This is a genomic window from Streptomyces sp. NPDC026575 (genome assembly GCF_055567415.1).
Map to the genome: position 1 here is coordinate 1 of NZ_JBVHQM010000015.1, position 16,545 is coordinate 16,545.

Sequence of the window (16,545 nt, forward strand, 5' to 3'; positions counted from 1 at the left end):
CCGGAGAAGTCGACGATGCCGTCGTAGCGCTCGCGGATCTGCTCGCGGGACATGCCCATCGCCAGGCCGCCGAGGATGACGTTCTTCTCGCCGGTCAGGTCGTTCATCAGGGCCGCGTTGACGCCCAGCAGGGAGGGCTGGCCGTGGGTGTAGACCCGGCCGCGCTCCGCGGGCAGCAGCCCGGCGACCGCCTTGAGCAGGGTGGACTTGCCCGAGCCGTTGGAGCCGATCAGGCCGATCGACTCGCCCCGGTAGGCGGTGAAGGACACGCCCTTGACCGCGTGCACCTCGCGCACGCCCGTCGAGGGCTTGCGGCGGACGATGCGGTTGAGGGCCGCGGTGGCACTGCCCTTGCCCGCGCCCGTGCCGTAGACCCGGTAGACGATGTGCAGATCGTCCGCGATCACCGTCGGAATACGGGCCTCGGCGGCCTCGGTCGGCTGGACGCCGTTCTTCTGCTCAGCCACGTCCGTACCGCTCCTCAGCCTTCCAGAAGTACACAAAGCCGACGACGCCCATCAGCAGCGCCCAGCCGCCGGCGAACGCCCACACATGGTGCGGCAGCTTGTCGTGGGTGAAGCTGTCGATCAGCGCGAAGCGCATCAGGTCGATGTAGACGGCCGCCGGGTTGGCGTTGAGCAGGAACTCGACGAACGCCGGGACGTCCTTGCCCTTGAGGATCAGGTCGATGCTGAACATCACGCCGGACGCGTACATCCACGTCCGCATGATGAACGGCATCAGCTGCGCCAGGTCCGGGGTCTTCGAGCCCAGCCGCGCCATGACCATCGCCAGGCCGGTGTTGAAGACGAACTGCAGCGCCAGCGCCGGGACGACCAGCAGCCACGACCAGGTCGGCAGCTGCCCGAAGCCCAGCAGGATCAGGACCAGCACACCCATGGAGAACAGCAGCTGCTGCAGCTGCATCAGGCAGAACGAGATCGGCAGACAGGCGCGCGGGAAGTGCAGCGCCCGCACCAGACCGAGGTTGCCCGAGATCGCCCGCGTACCGGCCATCACCGAACTCTGGGTGAAGGTGAAGATGAAGACGCCGGTCACCAGGAACGGCACGAAGTCGGGGACGCCCTTCCTCGTGCCGATCAGCAGACCGAAGATCAAGTAGTAGACGAGCGCGTTCAGCAGTGGCGTGGCCACCTGCCAGACCTGCCCCAGCTTGGCCTGGCTGTACTGCGCCGTCAGCTTGGCGCTGGCGAAGGCGGAGATGAAGTGCCGCCGGTCCCACAGCTGCCGGACGTACTCCGGGAGGCCGGGCCGGGCACCGCTCTGGGCGAGCCCGTACTTCTGGGCCCGCTGGGCAGGGGTCAGCCCTTCGTCGGAAGCTGGCGGGGCACTCATGGCGACCGCACTGTCGTGCGTGGTCTCGCTCACAGTTGACACTTTCGTCCTCAAGGTGCGCTGCCGGGGCCACGCCCCGGTTCGCGCTGATGCTCTCAGATACGAGCTTGTCAGATGACGGGAGGGCGGCCCAGTCGGGTCAGTCGCCAAACGGTAGCCCACTTCATGGGACGCCTGGGACCGCACGGGGTGGCCCAGCCCTCCTTGAAGCCGCCCAGCCACGCGCGCAGCGCCGGTCGCGACGGCCGGCGGGCGAGAGTGAGCAGAATCCAGACACCGAGATAGACCGGAACCAGCGCGGCGGGGAGGTTGCGCCGGGCCAGCCAGACCCGGTTGCGGGCCACCATCCGGTGGTAGACCGCGTGCCGGGCCGGTGCCGTGGTCGGGTGGAAGAGGACCATGTCCGACCGGTAGTCGATCATCCAGCCCGCGTCCAGCGCCCGCCAGGCGAGGTCGGTCTCCTCATGGGCGTAGAAGAAGTCGTCGGGCAGCCCGCCGACCTCCTCGAAGACCCGGGTGCGGACCGCGTTGGCGCCACCGAGGAAGGTGGTCACCCGCGAGGAGCGCATCGGGTCGGAGGCGCGCAGCCGCGGTACGTGCCGGCGCTGGGTCTCACCGGTGTCCGGATCGGCGATCCGGAAGCTGATGATGCCCAGCCCGGGGTCCGCTGCGAACGCCTCCCGGCACAGCGCGGCGGTGTCCTCCCTGGCCAGCAGCCCGTCGTCGTCGAGGAAGAGCAGGATGTCGACCTCGCTGCCGCCGGGGCCGAATGCCTCGATGCCGACATTGCGGCCGGCTGGGATGCCGACGTTCTCCGGCAGCTCGACGGTCCGTACGCCCTCGGGGAGCTCCGGCAGCGGCGAACCGTTGCCGACCACCGCGACCTCGATCGCCCCGCCGTCCTGCTTGGCGACCGAGTCCAGCAGCGCGCGCAGCTCCTCAGGGCGGTTGCCCATGGTCAGGATGACCGCACCGACCCGCATGTCCGACGCCCCCGTCACTTGAGCCTGCTGGAGACGAGGATGGACACGAGGTGGAGCAGCGTCTGGAGCAGCGCGATGCCGGCGAGCACGGCGACGCCCAGCCGCGAGAAGAACAGGTCGCCCCGGACCGTGTCCAGGATCGCCAGGACCAGGATCAGCAGCGACGCCTCGACCCCGAGGACGAGCCGGTGGAACTTCAGCGCCGCGGCCGCCTTGCGGGCCAGTGCCATCCCGGAGGAGCGCGGCTCGGACGCCGACTCCTTGACCGGCGGCAGCCCGCCCTGGTGACGGGCCACACCGACGAGGTCGGTCTCGGCCTTGATCAGGATGGCGCCGAGGGCGGCGAGCGTGCCGAGGAAGGCCCACAGCCAGTCGATCCGCCCGGAGCCCCACAGGTCGGCGGCGCGCAGGCCGAAGCCGACCAGGACCGCGGCGTCGCACAGGTAGGCGCCGACCCGGTCCAGGTACACCCCGCCGAGCGAGAACTGCTTCTTCCAGCGGGCGACCTCGCCGTCGACGCAGTCGAGCAGCAGGTAGAGCTGGACCATCAGCACGCCGAGCACGGCGCCCGCGATCCCCGGCACCAGCAGTGCCGGGGCGGCGAGGACGCCGAAGACGGTCATCAGGTAGGTCAGCTGGTTGGGCGTGACCCGGGTGTTCACCAGGTGCCGGTCGATGCGCAAGGAGATCTCGCGCATGTAGAGCCGGCCGGCCCAGTGCTCGCCGCTCCGCCGGTCCTTCACCCCGGCGGGGTGAACGACCGGGCGGAGCTCAGCTACCGATGGCTTCTGCATAGTCGGCGTAAGCGTCCCTGATCTGGTCGGTGGACAGGTCCAGGTGCTCCAGGATGGTGTAGCGCCCGGGGCGGGTCTTCGGTGCGTACTCGACGGCCGCGACGAACTCCTCGTCGGTGAAGCCGATCTCGCCGGGCGTGACCGGCAGGCCGTGCCGCCGCAGCACCTCGACCATCATGTCCCGGGTCTCCTTGTCCCCGCGCAGATGCGTGGCGAAGGCGGCACCCAGGCCGCACTGCTCGCCATGGCTCGCGGCGCGCTTGGGGTGGAGGATGTCGAGCGCGTGGTTGATCTCGTGGCAGGCTCCGGACGCCGGGCGGCTGTCGCCGGCCACCGACATCGAGATGCCGGTGAGGACCAGGCCCTCGGCCAGCACCTGGAGGAAGCCGTCGTCGCCGACGCCGCCGGGGTGCCGCAGCACCGCCTCACCGGCCTGGCGCGCCATGGCGGCGGCCAGTCCGTCGATCGCCTCGCCGGTCTCGCGGTGCGAGAGCTCCCAGTCCGCGACCGCGGAGATGTTGGAGATCGCGTCGCCGATGCCCGAGCGGACGAACCGGACCGGGGCCTCGCGGATGATGTCGAGGTCGATCACCACGGCGATCGGGTTCGGCACACCGTAGGAGCCACGGCCGGCGTCGTTGTCGAGGGTGGCGACCGGCGAGCACAGGCCGTCGTGCGACAGGTTCGTCGCGACGGCGACCAGCGGCAGGCCGATCCGCGCCGCGGCGAACTTGGCGCAGTCGATGATCTTGCCGCCGCCCAGGCCCACGACGGCGTCGTAGTGGCCCTTCTTCATGGCGTCGGCGAGCTTGATCGCGTCGTCCAGGGTGCCGCCGCCGACCTCGTACCACTCGGCGCCGGGCAGGGCGGGCGACAGCCGCTCACGCAGCCGCGCCCCCGAGCCGCCGCTGATGGCGATGGCCAGCTTGCCGGACGCCGAGATGCGCTGATCGGCCAGCAGGCCCGCCAGGTCGTCCAGGGCGCCGGCGTTGATGTCGACGACGACCGGGGACGGAATGAGGCGGGTCAGTACTGGCATGCGATGTCACGGCCCTTCGCCAGGTCGTCGTGGTTGTCGATCTCGACCCACTTGACGTCGCCGATCGGGGCCACGTCCACCTTGAAGCCGCGGTTGACCAGCTCCTGGTAGCCGTCCTCGTAGTAGAGGTCGGGGTCCCGCTCGAAGGTGGTCTTCAGGGCGTCGGCCAGCTCCTCGGCGGCCTCGCCCTCGATGAGGGTGACACCGATGTACTCGCCGGTCGCCTCGGCCGGGTCCATCAGCTTGGTGATCTTCTGGACGCCCTTGTCGGGGTCCACGACGACCTTCATCTCCTCGTCCGCGAGCTGCTTGACGGTGTCCAGCGCGAGGATGATCTTCTGGCCGTTGCCGCGGGCGGCGAGCAGCGTCTTCTCGACGGAGACCGGGTGCACGGTGTCGCCGTTGGCGAGGATCACGGTGTGCTTGATCGAGTCACGGCCGCACCACAGGGAGTAGGCGTTGTTCCACTCCTCGGCCTTGTCGTTGTCGATCAGGGTGAGCTTGAGGCCGTACTTCTGCTCCAGGGCCTCCTTGCGCGCGTACACGGCCTCCTTGCGGTAGCCGACGATGATCGCGACCTCGGTCAGGCCGATCTCGGCGAAGTTGCCGAGGGTCAGGTCCAGGATGGTGGTGTCGCCGTCGACCGGCACCAGAGCCTTGGGCAGGGTGTCGGTGTAGGGGCGCAGACGCCGTCCGGCGCCGGCAGCCAGCACGAGGCCGATCATGCGGGTTCTCCTTCATCGTGTACGGCGGGTGCTCCGGAAGAGACCCAGAAGCGGATGCTCTCGGTGAGCACCAGCAGCGCCAGGACCACGGCGAGCGCCGTGAGGGCGATTGTGAAACCTGAGGGGGACAGCGCGGCGGCGAGGACGGTGATCACGAGGATCCGTCCCTCGGAACCGCCGGTCGCCCGGACCAGCCACCGAGGCGGGGCACCGGTGCCACCGCGGATGCGGTAGACCGTGTCGTAGTGATGGTAGGCGACCGCCGCGACCAGCCCGAACGCCGCGGGCAGCGCTCCGGCGTCGTCCGAGCGGGCGGCCAGGACCAGGATCGCGGTGTATTCGCCGGCCCGGAAGAGGGGCGGTACGAGCCAGTCGAGGGCGCCCTTGAGCGGGCGGGCCACGGCCGCGCCGGCCAGCAGCGCGGAGCAGGCGGCGACGCCGACGGTGAGCCAGGACGCGGGGTCGTCCTCGAAGATCACCCAGACCAGGAGGACCGCGGCCGAGAGAAACGCCATAACGGGGGCCAGGTACGAACCGGTCCGTCCGCGGCCCCGCGCGCCGCCGGCGACCAGCTCGGCGATCGGCCCGGAGTCGGCGAGGTCGGCCAGCGCCCGGGCGGCGCGGTCGGTGCGCCGGGCCCGCCGCGTCAGGGAGCGCAGCACCCGGCCCGCCGTGGTGTAGCAGGCGGCCAGCGCACAGCCGACGAGCAGGGCGTAGAAGACGATGCGGGGGGTGGTGAGCGCGGTGAGCACCGCGATCATGGCCCAGCGCTCGCCGATCGGCAGCACGATCATCCGGCGCACCCACACCGTCCAGCCGACGCTGTCGAGCTTGTCGGAGAGCGCGGCGGTGGGGCTGGTGTTGGCGGTGGCGTCGTGGTTCGCCTCGTTGAAGGAGAAGTCCACGACGTGGCGGCAGGTCTGCAGCACCATCGCGCCGAGCGCCAGCGCCCATACGTCGTCGCCGCCGCGGGCGGCGCCCAGCGCGAGGCCCGCGTAGTACGCGTACTCCTTGGCCCGGTCGAAGGTGGCGTCCAGCCAGGCGCCCATCGTCGAGTACTGCAGGGAGTAGCGGGCGAGCTGCCCGTCGGTGCAGTCCAGGACGAAGGAGAACAGCAGCAGGACGCCGGCGGCGATGAAGCCGCCGCGGGTTCCGGTGGCCGCGCAGCCGGCCGCTATCAGCGCGGTGAGCAGCGACGCGGTGGTGACCTGGTTGGGGGTGAGGCCGCGGCGCGCGCACCAGCGGGCGAGGTAGCGGGAGTAGGGGCTGATGGCGAAGGTCGTGAAGAACCCGTCGCGGGACTTCACCGCGGTGCGCAGCCGGACGGCCTCGTCGTCGACGGCGGCGACCGCCTCCCGCGCCTCCTCGCGCTGTGCGGGGGTGAGGGCGACGGTGGCGACCAGGCTGCCCAGCTCGACGCGGTGCAGCCCGACGTCCTCACGGTCCAGGGACTCGGTGAGCGTCTCGGTGAGCACGTCGGTGAGGTGTGCGGTGCCGGCGCCGACCGGGATCCGGCCGAGGGCACGGGCCAGCGCGGGGCGCGCCCCGGGCTGGGCGGTGAGCGCGCCGGGCACCGCCGCGGCCTCGAAGCGGGGGTCGGTCAGCGCCAGCCGAAGGGCGTGCAGATGTCCGACGAAGCGGGGGTCGACGACCGCGATCCGCTCCTGTGCGGGCACGGCGGCGATCAGCTCGGCGGCGGACGCGGGACCGTCCGCGGTGCGGACGTCGAAGCCCAGCGTGCGCAGGTCCGCTTCGAGCGGCGACCCGGCAACCGGCGGACCGGTGAGGATGGCGGTCGACAGACGAACTCACTCCTTGGATGCTGACAAGGCAGCACGGACGGTTCGCAATCGATCCGCATTCGATACGAACTACCCGGGCAGCGGGCGTGGCACACCTGACGCCTGGAGGGCCGGGTGGCACGTCGGCAGAGGTTATCGGATCGCCGGATGCGGCCGTTCACCGCGCATTCACCGCACGATCGAGTGACCGACGGCTGCGCCTGCCGCGATCATCATGGTGGATCGGGCGGCGCATGAACAACCGGTCAGCTGCCCGGGCACCCGATCCGGTGCCGGTTATGAGCGGGCTGGTCACGGGGCGGGCGGGTTGTGCCGTGGCAGGTGTGGCGAGAGCCATGCCGGGTCCGGGGATGATCGCCGGACGCCCGCGCCGCCACCGGCCATCCGCATTCGCCCTTGTCAGGGACACTGCGAACGACTCCGGGGTGTGTCCCCTCTCACGACGGGCGCACTCGTCGAACGGCACGCGGGCCGTGTTGCGCCGCGCACCCGCTGTGCCGGTGTTGCGGACGCGGCTAGGGCATCCTTGACGTCGAAGACCGACGACAAGGATGGGCATGCCGATCACACCTGCCAACGGACAGACCACCGCAGACGCGGCGGTGAGCACACCGGGCGGCACCGCCGAACCGATCTTGCTGGAGCTGGTCGACGAGGACGGCACGACGATCGGCACCGCGGAGAAGCTCGCGGCGCACCAGCCCCCCGGGCAGCTGCACCGGGCGTTCTCGGTCTTCCTCTTCGACGAGAAGGGTCGGCTGCTGCTGCAGCGCCGGGCGCTCGGCAAGTACCACTCCCCCGGTGTGTGGTCCAACACCTGCTGCGGACATCCGTATCCGGGCGAGGCGCCGTTCGTGGCCGCGGCCCGCCGGACCTCGGAGGAGCTGGGCCTGGCGCCCGCGCTGCTGGCCGAGGCCGGCACGGTGCGTTACAACCACCCCGATCCGGCGTCCGGCCTCGTCGAGCAGGAGTACAACCACCTGTTCGTGGGGCTGGTGCGGGCCGAGCCGGCGCCGGACCCCGAGGAGGTCGGCGAGATCGCGTTCGTGACGCCGCAGGAACTGGCCGAGCGGCATGCCGCGGTGCCGTTCTCCTCGTGGTTCATGACCGTGCTGGACGCCGCCCGCCCGGCGGTGCGCGAGCTCACCGGACAGTCGGCGGGCTGGTAGCGAGCGGGGTGAGCGGAAGCTCGGCCCAGATGGCCTTGCCGCCGTTCACCGTGTGCTCGACGTCGCATTTGCCGCCCACCTCCGCGGTGAGCGTCTTGACCAGCCACAGCCCGCGGCCGCCGACATCACCCTCCTCCGCCTCCAGCGCCTTGGGGCGGTAGGGGTGGTTGTCCTCGACCGCCACCCGCAGCCAGTTCGCGCCGATGGTCACCTGCACGGCGATCTGGGGCGAGAGCAGGGCCGCGTGCTGGACGGCGTTGGTGACCAGTTCGGAGACGATGAGCAGCAGGCCGTCCATGATGTCGGCGGCCACGGGCACACGCTGTTCGTCGAGCAGATCCCGCACCGCGTGCCGCGCCTGCGGCACGGAGGCCTCCAGTGCCGGGGCGGTGAACCGCCAGACACCTTCGTACGCGAGCGGGGAGGTCAGCTCTTCGGGGGGTTCTGCAGGGGGTCCGGAAGGCATCCTCACAGGAAGAGTGTTGAGAATGCGTTGGTCCGGACCGGCCCGCTGAACACAAGTCAGCACCTATCGACGACTTATGGTCGATTCCGAGTGATTCGAACGACCCGGCGACCGGTCCTGCTCCGTTTGTTCCTTCTCCGGGGACTCCCGCGGAAGGGCGACCGTACGATCCTCGCCATCAGGACCGCCCGCGCCGCAGACCTCATACAGCACAGCAGGCCCGGCGCCTGAGCACCGGACCTGCTGTACATCTTCAGTAGCGGGGACAGGATTTGAACCTGCGACCTCTGGGTTATGAGCCCAGCGAGCTACCGAGCTGCTCCACCCCGCGTCGGTTGCCCCCACACTACGGGTCGCCGGCTCCAGGACCAAATCGATAATCACCACGGGCGTCCAAGGCCCGCCCCGCCCCCGTATCCCTCACACGGTCCGCTCGGCGATCCGTCCGCCGTCGACCTCGATCCGCCGCGTGGTGTGCACCGCCTCCAGCATCCGGCGGTCGTGGGTGACCAGCAGCAGGGTGCCGGCGTACGAGGCGAGCGCGGACTCCAGCTGCTCGATGGCCGGCAGGTCGAGATGGTTGGTCGGCTCGTCCAGGACGAGGAGGTTGACCCCGCGGCCCTGGAGGAGGGCCAGCGCCGCACGGGTCCGCTCGCCCGGTGACAGCGTGCGCGCCGGGCGCAGCACATGCGCCGCCTTCAGACCGAACTTCGCGAGCAGGGTGCGCACATCGGCGGGCGCCATATCGGGGACCGCGGCCCGGAAGGCGTCCATCAGCGGCTCGTCGCCGAGGCCGGGTGCGCCGAAGAGCGCTCCGCGCGCCTGGTCGACCTCGCCGACCACCACCCCGGGGCCCAGCGAGACCTGCCCGGCGTCCAGCGGGAGCCGGCCGAGGAGGGCGGCGAGCAGGGTGGACTTGCCCGAGCCGTTGGGGCCCGTGATCGCGACCCGGTCCGCCCAGTCGATCTGCAGGTCCACCGGGCCGAAGTGGAAGTCGCCGCGCCGGACGCCGGCGTCGCGGAGCGTGGCCACGACCGCGCCGGCACGGGGCGCGGCGGCGATCTCCATCCGCAGCTCCCACTCCTTGCGCGGCTCCTCGACGACCTCCAGCCGCTCGATCAGGCGCTGGGTCTGCCTGGCCTTGGACGCCTGCTTCTCGGTGGCCTCCACCCGGCCCTTGCGGCCGATCTTGTCGTTGTCCGGGGCCTTGCGGCGGGCGTTCTTGACGCCCTTCTCCATCCAGTTGCGCTGGGTGTGCGCGCGGGTCTCCAGGGCGGCCCTGGTGTCGGCGTACTCCTCGTACTGCTCCCGCGCATGGCGCCGGGCCCGGGCGCGCTCCTCCAGATAGGAGGTATAGCCGCCGCCGTAGGTGTTGACCTGCTGCTGGGCGAGGTCGAGCTCGACGACGCGGTTGACCGTACGGGCCAGGAACTCGCGGTCGTGGCTGACCAGGACCGTGCCGGAGCGCAGCCCCGTGACGAATGATTCCAGCCGTTGCAGACCGTCCAGATCGAGGTCGTTGGTCGGTTCGTCCAGCAGGAAGACGTCGTAGCGCGACAGCAGGAGCGAGGCGAGCGAGGCGCGGGCGGCCTGGCCTCCGGAGAGCGTGGTCATCGGCTGGTCGAGGCCGACCGAGAGGCCGAGCTGGGCGGCGGTCTCCTCGGCGCGCTCGTCGAGGTCGGCGGCGCCCAGATCGAGCCAGCGCTCCAGCGCCGTGGCGTAGGCGTCGTCCGCTCCGGACCGCTCCTCCACCAGCGCCTGGGTGGCGTCGTCCAGGGCGCGCTGGGCCTGCGCCACGCCCGTACGGCGGGCGAGGAAGGCCCGCACGGTCTCCCCGGGGCGGCGGTCGGGCTCCTGCGGGAGGTGGCCGACGGTGGCGGTGGGCGGGCTGAGGGAGAGCGCGCCCTCCTCGGGGGTGTCCAGGCCGGCCAGCAGGCGCAGCAGGGTGGACTTGCCCGCGCCGTTGGCGCCGACGAGGCCGATCACATCGCCGGGGGCGACGACCAGATCGAGGCCGGAGAACAGGACGCGCTCGCCGTGGCCGGCGGCGAGGTCTTTGGCGACGAGAGTTGCTGACATCAGACCGCCGATCGTATCCGGCCGCACCCTCGGCGGTCGCTCTAATATCCGGGCATGGAACCGGGCCTGAAGACACACGTCAGCGACGGCACAGCGACCGTCACCATCAGCAACACCGGCAAGCGCAACGCGATGACCGTCCAGATGTGGCGGGACCTGCCGCCGCTGCTGGAGCGGCTGGCGGGGGACGGTTCCGTGCGGTCTCTGGTGCTGACCGGCGAGGGCGGGACGTTCTGCGCGGGTGCGGACATCGGGGCGCTGCGGGATGCCGCCGGCGAGTCGCAGGGCCTGGCCGTGGCGGCCGAGGAGGCGCTGGCGGCCTTCCCCGGGCCGACGCTGGCGGCGATACGCGGCTACTGCGTGGGCGGCGGCGCCCAGCTGGCGGCCGCCTGCGATCTGCGGTTCGCGGAGGAGGGGGCGCTGTTCGGGGTCACACCGGCCAAGCTGGCGGTGGCGTATCCGGCGTCCGCCACCCGGCGGCTGGTCCGGCTGGTGGGGCTGTCCACCGCCAAGTACCTGCTGTTCTCCGGCGAGTTGATCGACTGCGCGCGGGCGCTGCGTACGGGCCTGGTCGACGAGGTGCTGCCCGAGGGCGACCTGGGCAAGCGGGTGGCGGAGTTCTCGGCCGTACTGGCCAGCCGGTCGCTGCTGACGCAGACCGCCGCGAAGGAGCTGGCCAACGGGACGTGGGACGTGCCCCCGGAGGAGGCCGAGGAGCGCGGTGCCTACTGGGCCGCGCAGGCGCGCGCCAGCGGCGACACCGAGGAGGGTGCCGCCGCCTTCCTGGAGCGCCGGGCGCCGCGCTTCACCTGGCCGACGGGCTGACGCCCCCGGCCCCGGGCCTTACGCCCCGGTGTCCTCGCCGGTCAGGAGGAACCGGCTGCGCTCCCGCAGCAGCGCGACGACCTCGGCCGGCGCCTTGTCCGGGGCGCCCGCGTCGTAGGGCGGCTGCGGGTCGTACTCGGTGCCGAGTTGGATCGCCTGGGCGACGGTGTCCCCGGCGATCCGGCCCGACAGGGCCAGTCCCATGTCGATGCCGGACGAGACGCCGGCCGCCGTGACGTACTTGCCGTCGAAGACCACCCGCTCCCCGGTCGGCTCGGCGCCCAGGGCCGGCAGCTGGTCCAGCGCGAGCCAGTGGGAGGTCGCCCGGCGGCCCTTGAGCAGGCCCGCGGCCCCCAGGATCAGCGAACCGGTGCACACCGAGGTGGTCCAGGTGGTGCCGGCGTCCACGGCGCGGATCCAGTCGTGCAGCGGGCCGTTGTCCATCTGCGCCAGCTGCCCCGGGCCGCCGGGGACGACCAGGATGTCCGGCGCGGTGACCTCGCTCAGCGTGGTGTCGGCGACCAGCCCCAGCGAGCCGACCTCGTTGCGGTAGGTGCCGGTGCGCTCGCCGACGAACACCGTCTCCGCCCCCGGGAGCCGGCTGAGCGTCTCGTAGGGGCCGATGGCGTCCAGGGCGGTGAAGCGGTCGTAGAGAAGGATGGCGATCTGCATGTGGGTTCCTGTCGGTCGTGGTGACGCAAGGGACGGAAGGGGTGTGACGGGTCGGTGGGTCAGGCCGGCTGCGGGGCCGCTCCGGCCGGACGGAAGCGGCGCCGGTATTCGGCCGGGGAGGCGCCCAGGACCTTCAGGAAGGCGCGGCGCATCGCCTCCGGGGTGCCGTAGCCGCAGCGGCGCGATATCTGCTCGATGCCGTCGACGGTGTCCTCCAGGCAGCGGCGGGCGGCTTCCAGCCGCACCCGGTCGACATAGCGGCCCGGCGTCATGCCGACCTCGTCGCGGAACGCGCGGGCGAAGTGCCGCGGGGAGAGCCCGGCGCGGCCGGCGAGGGCGTCGACGCAGAGGTCGGCGGCCGGGTTCTCGGTGATCCACTGCTGGACGTCGCGCAGCGGCCGCCGCTGTGCGGTCTGGGCCGCGAGCTGGGCGCTGAACTGGTTCTGGTTGCCCGGCCGCCGCAGGAAGACCACCAGGTGCCGGGCGACGGTCAGCGCCAGGTCCCGGCCGTGGTCCTCCTCCACCAGGGCCAGCGCGAGGTCGATACCGGCCGTCACGCCCGCCGAGGTGGCCAGGTCGCCGTCCCGTACGTAGATCGGCTCGGGCTCGACCCGCACCGCGGGGAACCGCTCGGCGAGGGTGTCGCAGAGCATCCAGTGGGTCGTCGCGCGGCGGCCGTCCAGCAGCCCGGCCTCGGCCAGCAGCAGCGCGCCGCTGCACACGGAGACCTTGCGCCGGGCCCGGTGGGCGTGTTCCCGCAGCCACTCCACCAGGCGGGGATCCGGTGCCCGGGTGCCCTGGCCGCCCGGCACCAGCAGGGTGTCCGGCGCCCCGGCGTCGGCCAGCGTGAGGTCGGGTACGAGGGTCAGGCCGCTGGTGGTGCGGACCGGGGCGCCGTCCAGGGAGGCGGTATGGATCCGGTAGGCGCCCGGGGCTCCCAGGGCCGCACCGTGGAAGACCTCGACCGGTCCGCTGACGTCGAGGGCCTGCACGCCGTCGAAGAGGACGACCAGCACATCGCGCTGTTCCATACGTCCATCCTGGTCAGCGAGGCCGATGGCGGCAATGACGGATAACCCACCTTTTCTGCCATGGCAGGTACGCGCGGAGGTCCGGCCGGTCGCGCCGCCCCTGCCACCGAGGCATACCGACGGGTCGGTACCCTGCCCTCCATGACCTCTTCCAGCGCACTGCCCGCACAGGCCGGCCGGGCCTGCCACAACGTCGTCAACCCCTTCCACTCCACGCACTACTTCGCGCCGGAACTCCCGGCCGAGATGGCCCGGATCGGCATCGAGCACCGCAGCGCCGGCTACTTCGCCTGCCGGTCGGCGGCCATGGGCGCGGTGGGCCCCGGCACGGTCACGGCCACCTTCTACAACTTCCGTCACGACCTCGTCGCCCAGCATGTCCCGCACATCTGGTCGGTCACCACGCCCGAGGCCGTGCTGGCCGCCCGGCTGCGCGCCGTGGACGCCACGCTGCGCCGGCTCCTGGGCGACGAGGCGGTCGAGTCGCCGGAGATGGCGGAGGCGGCGAAGCTGGCGCTGCGTGCCACCGAGGGCTGCACCCGCCACGCCCGGCCCCTGTACGCCGCGCATGCCGACCTGCCCGTACCGGACGCCCCGCACCTGGCGTACTGGCACGCCGCCACGCTGCTGCGCGAACACCGCGGCGACGGCCACCTGCTGGCGCTGCTGGACGCCGAACTGGACGGCCTGGAGGCGCTGGTCAGCCACACCGCCAGCGGCCGCGGGATGAGCTACCGCGGTGTCATGGCGACCCGCGGCTGGGCGGAGGAGGACTGGCAGGCCGCACAGGAGCGGCTGCGCACCCGCGGGCTGCTGGACGCCGAGGGCGAGTTGACCGAGGCCGGCGTCCAGCTGCGCAAGGACCTGGAGGTCCGGACCGACCGGCTGGACCGGGCTCCGTACGAGCACCTGGGCGCCGACGGCGTGGCCAGGCTCACCGAGCTGGCGACCGGCTTCACCACCACCGCCATGAACGCCGGCGCGTTCCCCGCGGCGCTGTTCGGCAAGTAAGGGGCCCTGCGGGGCGGCTCCGCCGGGGTGTGCGTGCGGCTTCTCACACCCCGGCGCGCACGGCTGGGCGGCGCGACAGTCCCGCCCGCGACCCGGCACAATGCAGGCTCAAGCAAGCGCTGGAAGGCGGGGCAGGATCAACGTGACGGCAGCCACTGAGCCCATCGGGGCCCTCGGGTCCATCGAAGCCAGGATCGCCGGGGAGCTCGGCGTCAAGGAGCGGCAGGTGAAGGCCGCGGTCGAACTGCTCGACGGTGGTTCGACCGTCCCGTTCATCGCGCGCTACCGCAAGGAAGCCACCGAGATGCTCGACGACGCGCAGCTGCGCTCGCTGGAGGAGCGGCTGCGCTATCTGCGTGAGCTGGAGGAGCGCCGGAGCGCGATCCTGGAGTCCGTACGGTCCCAGGGAAAGCTGGACGCCGCCCTGGAGGCGCAGATCCGCGGGGCCGAGTCCAAGGCCCGGCTGGAGGACATCTACCTCCCGTTCAAGCCCAAGCGGCGCACCAAGGCGCAGATCGCCCGGGAGGCGGGCCTGGAGCCGCTCGCCGACGGGCTGCTGAGCGACCCGTCGGTGGAGCCGGCCGCGGCCGCCGCCGCGTTCGTGGACGCCGACAAGGGGGTCGCCGATCCGGCCGCCGCCCTGGAAGGCGCGCGGGCCATCCTGACCGAGCGGTTCAGCGAGGACGCGGATCTGATCGGCGAGCTGCGCGAGCGGATGTGGGGGCGCGGGCAGGTCGCGGCGAAGGTGCGGGAGGGCAAGGAGGAGGCCGGCGCCAAGTTCGCCGACTACTTCGACTTCGCCGAGCCGTTCACCGAGCTGCCCTCGCACCGGGTGCTGGCGATGTTCCGCGGTGAGAAGGAGGAGATCCTCGATCTCACCCTGGAGCCGGAGGCCCCGTCGGAGGCCACCGAGGGCCCCAGCTCCTACGAGCAGTCCATCGCGCACCGCTTCGGCATCGCCGACCGGGGCCGCCCGGCCGACAAGTGGCTCAAGGACACCGTCCGTTGGGCCTGGCGCACCCGCGTCCAGGTGCACCTGGGCATCGATCTGCGGCTGCGGCTGCGGCAGGCCGCCGAGGACGAGGCGGTGCGGGTCTTCGCGTCGAACCTGCGCGATCTGCTGCTGGCGGCGCCCGCCGGAACGCGCGCCACGATGGGCCTGGACCCCGGCTTCCGTACGGGCGTGAAGGTCGCGGTGGTGGACGCGACGGGCAAGGTGGCCGCCACGGACACCATCTACCCCCATGTACCGCAGCAGAAGTGGGACGCCTCGCTGGCCACACTGGCGAAGCTGGCGCGGGAGCACGGCGTCGAGCTGATCGCGATCGGCAACGGCACCGCCTCCCGCGAGACCGACAAGCTGGCGGCCGATCTGATCGCCGCCCAGCCGGAGCTGAAGCTGACGAAGGTGATGGTCTCCGAGGCCGGCGCCTCGGTGTACTCCGCCTCCGCGTTCGCCTCCCAGGAGCTGCCGGAGCTGGATGTGTCCCTGCGGGGCGCGGTGTCCATCGCCCGCCGGCTGCAGGACCCGCTGGCCGAGCTGGTCAAGATCGACCCGAAGTCGATCGGTGTCGGCCAGTACCAGCACGACCTGTCCGAGGTGAAGCTGTCGCGCTCCCTGGACGCCGTGGTCGAGGACTGTGTGAACGGCGTCGGCGTCGACGTCAACACCGCGTCCGCGCCGCTGCTTTCGCGGGTCTCCGGCATCAGCTCCGGCCTCGCCGAGAACATCGTCGCGCACCGGGACGGCAACGGCCCCTTCCGCTCCCGCAAGGCCCTCAAGGACGTGGCGCGGCTCGGCCCGAAGGCGTACGAGCAGTGCGCGGGCTTCCTGCGGATCCGCGGCGGCGACGACCCGCTGGACGCCTCCAGCGTGCACCCCGAGGCGTACCCGGTGGTGCGCCGGATGGTGACGGCGGCGGCCACCGAGGTCGGCGCGCTGATCGGCAACACGTCGGTGCTGCGGGCGCTGAAGCCCGCGGACTTCGTCGACGACTCCTTCGGTCTGCCGACGGTGACCGACATCCTGACGGAACTGGAGAAGCCGGGCCGCGACCCGCGACCGGTCTTCAAGACCGCGACCTTCAAGGAGGGCGTGGAGAAGATCGGCGATCTGCAGCCGGGGATGCTCCTGGAGGGCGTGGTGACCAATGTCGCCGCCTTCGGGGCGTTCGTGGACATCGGTGTCCATCAGGACGGTCTGGTCCATGTCTCGGCGATGTCGAAGAACTTCGTCAAGGACCCTCGGGACGTGGTGAAGCCGGGCGACATCGTGCGCGTCAAGGTGCTCGACGTCGACATTCCGCGCAAGCGGATCTCGCTGACGCTGCGGCTGGACGACGAGCCCGGCAAGGGCGCCTCGGCGGGCGCCGATCAGCGCCGCGGCGGTGCGGGCGGCGGGCGCGGAGCGCGCGAGGGCGGCGGCCGGGGCGGTGCGCCGCGGCAGCGGCAGGGCGGCGGTCAGCGCGGCGGGGAGCGCCGTGGCGGCCGCGACGCGGGACCGGCCAACGACGCGATGGCGGACGCCCTGCGGCGGGCCGGCCTGCTGGGCAAGGAGCGGGGCGGGCGCTGAGGTCTCGTTCCCTGAAGCGGC

At 72.0% G+C, this 16,545-nt stretch carries 15 protein-coding genes and 1 tRNA gene; 4 read left to right on the plus strand and 12 right to left on the minus strand.

What is annotated here, in order from left to right:
- From ACZ4NB_RS21380 to ACZ4NB_RS21410, 7 genes are all read right to left on the minus strand, one after another.
- Positions 1 to 467, minus strand: a 467-nt coding sequence (locus tag ACZ4NB_RS21380; RefSeq protein WP_467663695.1) for an ATP-binding cassette domain-containing protein, incomplete at its 3' end; no start/stop codon positions are given.
- Complete coding sequence (locus ACZ4NB_RS21385) at positions 460 to 1,389, minus strand: ABC transporter permease (protein ID WP_467663697.1); 930 nt, start codon at positions 1,387 to 1,389, stop codon at positions 460 to 462. The genes ACZ4NB_RS21385 and ACZ4NB_RS21380, both read right to left, overlap by 8 nt.
- Positions 1,390 to 1,466: 77 nt before the next feature.
- Positions 1,467 to 2,339: a glycosyltransferase family 2 protein gene (locus ACZ4NB_RS21390; protein ID WP_467664018.1), complete on the minus strand. Its 873-nt coding sequence runs from the start codon at positions 2,337 to 2,339 to the stop codon at positions 1,467 to 1,469.
- Between the two features lie 14 nt (positions 2,340 to 2,353).
- On the minus strand, positions 2,354 to 3,133 hold the full coding sequence (locus ACZ4NB_RS21395) for a CDP-alcohol phosphatidyltransferase family protein (RefSeq protein WP_467663699.1): 780 nt from the start codon (positions 3,131 to 3,133) through the stop codon (positions 2,354 to 2,356).
- On the minus strand, positions 3,111 to 4,172 hold the full coding sequence (locus ACZ4NB_RS21400; RefSeq protein WP_467663701.1) for an iron-containing alcohol dehydrogenase family protein: 1,062 nt from the start codon (positions 4,170 to 4,172) through the stop codon (positions 3,111 to 3,113). The genes ACZ4NB_RS21395 and ACZ4NB_RS21400 overlap by 23 nt, the downstream gene beginning before the upstream one ends.
- Positions 4,160 to 4,897: a phosphocholine cytidylyltransferase family protein gene (locus ACZ4NB_RS21405; RefSeq protein ID WP_467663703.1), complete on the minus strand. Its 738-nt coding sequence runs from the start codon at positions 4,895 to 4,897 to the stop codon at positions 4,160 to 4,162. The genes ACZ4NB_RS21400 and ACZ4NB_RS21405 overlap by 13 nt, the downstream gene beginning before the upstream one ends.
- Positions 4,894 to 6,699 (minus strand): DUF5941 domain-containing protein, encoded by a 1,806-nt coding sequence (locus ACZ4NB_RS21410; RefSeq protein ID WP_467664019.1) that lies wholly within the window; start codon positions 6,697 to 6,699, stop codon positions 4,894 to 4,896. Before ACZ4NB_RS21410 ends, ACZ4NB_RS21405 begins: the two co-directional genes overlap by 4 nt.
- A gap of 557 nt (positions 6,700 to 7,256) precedes the next feature.
- Between ACZ4NB_RS21410 and idi the strand changes: the two genes are divergently transcribed.
- The gene (gene idi, locus ACZ4NB_RS21415) at positions 7,257 to 7,868 is read left to right on the plus strand and encodes an isopentenyl-diphosphate Delta-isomerase (protein WP_393490229.1); all 612 of its coding nucleotides are present in this window, start codon (positions 7,257 to 7,259) and stop codon (positions 7,866 to 7,868) included.
- Here idi and ACZ4NB_RS21420 read toward each other — a convergent pair.
- The 3 genes from ACZ4NB_RS21420 to ACZ4NB_RS21430 all read right to left on the minus strand — a co-directional run bounded on the left by ACZ4NB_RS21420 (position 7,843) and on the right by ACZ4NB_RS21430 (position 10,413).
- Positions 7,843 to 8,334: an ATP-binding protein gene (locus tag ACZ4NB_RS21420; RefSeq protein WP_384442968.1), complete on the minus strand. Its 492-nt coding sequence runs from the start codon at positions 8,332 to 8,334 to the stop codon at positions 7,843 to 7,845. The genes idi and ACZ4NB_RS21420 overlap by 26 nt on opposite strands.
- 257 nt (positions 8,335 to 8,591) lie before the next feature.
- Positions 8,592 to 8,665: transfer RNA gene (locus ACZ4NB_RS21425), tRNA-Met, on the minus strand.
- Between the two features lie 89 nt (positions 8,666 to 8,754).
- A complete protein-coding gene (locus ACZ4NB_RS21430) occupies positions 8,755 to 10,413 on the minus strand; it encodes an ABC-F family ATP-binding cassette domain-containing protein (protein WP_467663705.1) in 1,659 nt (552 codons plus the stop codon).
- Between the two features lie 54 nt (positions 10,414 to 10,467).
- On the opposite strand from ACZ4NB_RS21430, the gene ACZ4NB_RS21435 reads away from it, so the two are divergent.
- Positions 10,468 to 11,238: an enoyl-CoA hydratase/isomerase family protein gene (locus ACZ4NB_RS21435; protein WP_467663706.1), complete on the plus strand. Its 771-nt coding sequence runs from the start codon at positions 10,468 to 10,470 to the stop codon at positions 11,236 to 11,238.
- A gap of 18 nt (positions 11,239 to 11,256) precedes the next feature.
- Here ACZ4NB_RS21435 and ACZ4NB_RS21440 read toward each other — a convergent pair whose 3' ends face one another.
- Both ACZ4NB_RS21440 and ACZ4NB_RS21445 read right to left on the minus strand, forming a co-directional pair.
- Complete coding sequence (locus tag ACZ4NB_RS21440) at positions 11,257 to 11,910, minus strand: DJ-1/PfpI family protein (protein WP_467663708.1); 654 nt, start codon at positions 11,908 to 11,910, stop codon at positions 11,257 to 11,259.
- Positions 11,911 to 11,969: 59 nt separating this feature from the next.
- Positions 11,970 to 12,941, minus strand: coding sequence for a GlxA family transcriptional regulator (locus ACZ4NB_RS21445; RefSeq protein WP_467663710.1), 972 nt, complete (start codon positions 12,939 to 12,941; stop codon positions 11,970 to 11,972).
- Between the two features lie 141 nt (positions 12,942 to 13,082).
- On the opposite strand from ACZ4NB_RS21445, the gene ACZ4NB_RS21450 reads away from it, so the two are divergent.
- Together ACZ4NB_RS21450 and ACZ4NB_RS21455 are read left to right on the plus strand one after the other, a co-directional pair.
- Positions 13,083 to 13,952, plus strand: coding sequence for an SCO6745 family protein (locus tag ACZ4NB_RS21450; RefSeq protein ID WP_467663712.1), 870 nt, complete (start codon positions 13,083 to 13,085; stop codon positions 13,950 to 13,952).
- A gap of 142 nt (positions 13,953 to 14,094) precedes the next feature.
- Positions 14,095 to 16,524, plus strand: a complete 2,430-nt coding sequence (locus ACZ4NB_RS21455) for a Tex family protein (RefSeq protein ID WP_467663714.1) — start codon at positions 14,095 to 14,097, stop codon at positions 16,522 to 16,524.
- Positions 16,525 to 16,545: the final 21 nt, after the last annotated feature.

What these genes read in the sequence shown, in the direction of transcription:
- ACZ4NB_RS21420 (WP_384442968.1), bottom strand. Translation starts at nt 8,334, where the DNA reads ATGCCTTCCGGACCCCCTGCAGAACCCCCCGAAGAGCTGACCTCCCCG.
- ACZ4NB_RS21395 (WP_467663699.1), bottom strand. Translation starts at nt 3,133, where the DNA reads ATGCAGAAGCCATCGGTAGCTGAGCTCCGCCCGGTCGTTCACCCCGCC.
- ACZ4NB_RS21390 (WP_467664018.1), bottom strand. Translation starts at nt 2,339, where the DNA reads ATGCGGGTCGGTGCGGTCATCCTGACCATGGGCAACCGCCCTGAGGAG.
- ACZ4NB_RS21405 (WP_467663703.1), bottom strand. Translation starts at nt 4,897, where the DNA reads ATGATCGGCCTCGTGCTGGCTGCCGGCGCCGGACGGCGTCTGCGCCCC.
- ACZ4NB_RS21430 (WP_467663705.1), bottom strand. Translation starts at nt 10,413, where the DNA reads ATGTCAGCAACTCTCGTCGCCAAAGACCTCGCCGCCGGCCACGGCGAG.
- idi (WP_393490229.1), top strand. Translation starts at nt 7,257, where the DNA reads ATGCCGATCACACCTGCCAACGGACAGACCACCGCAGACGCGGCGGTG.
- ACZ4NB_RS21400 (WP_467663701.1), bottom strand. Translation starts at nt 4,172, where the DNA reads ATGCCAGTACTGACCCGCCTCATTCCGTCCCCGGTCGTCGTCGACATC.
- ACZ4NB_RS21445 (WP_467663710.1), bottom strand. Translation starts at nt 12,941, where the DNA reads ATGGAACAGCGCGATGTGCTGGTCGTCCTCTTCGACGGCGTGCAGGCC.
- ACZ4NB_RS21440 (WP_467663708.1), bottom strand. Translation starts at nt 11,910, where the DNA reads ATGCAGATCGCCATCCTTCTCTACGACCGCTTCACCGCCCTGGACGCC.
- ACZ4NB_RS21450 (WP_467663712.1), top strand. Translation starts at nt 13,083, where the DNA reads ATGACCTCTTCCAGCGCACTGCCCGCACAGGCCGGCCGGGCCTGCCAC.
- ACZ4NB_RS21435 (WP_467663706.1), top strand. Translation starts at nt 10,468, where the DNA reads ATGGAACCGGGCCTGAAGACACACGTCAGCGACGGCACAGCGACCGTC.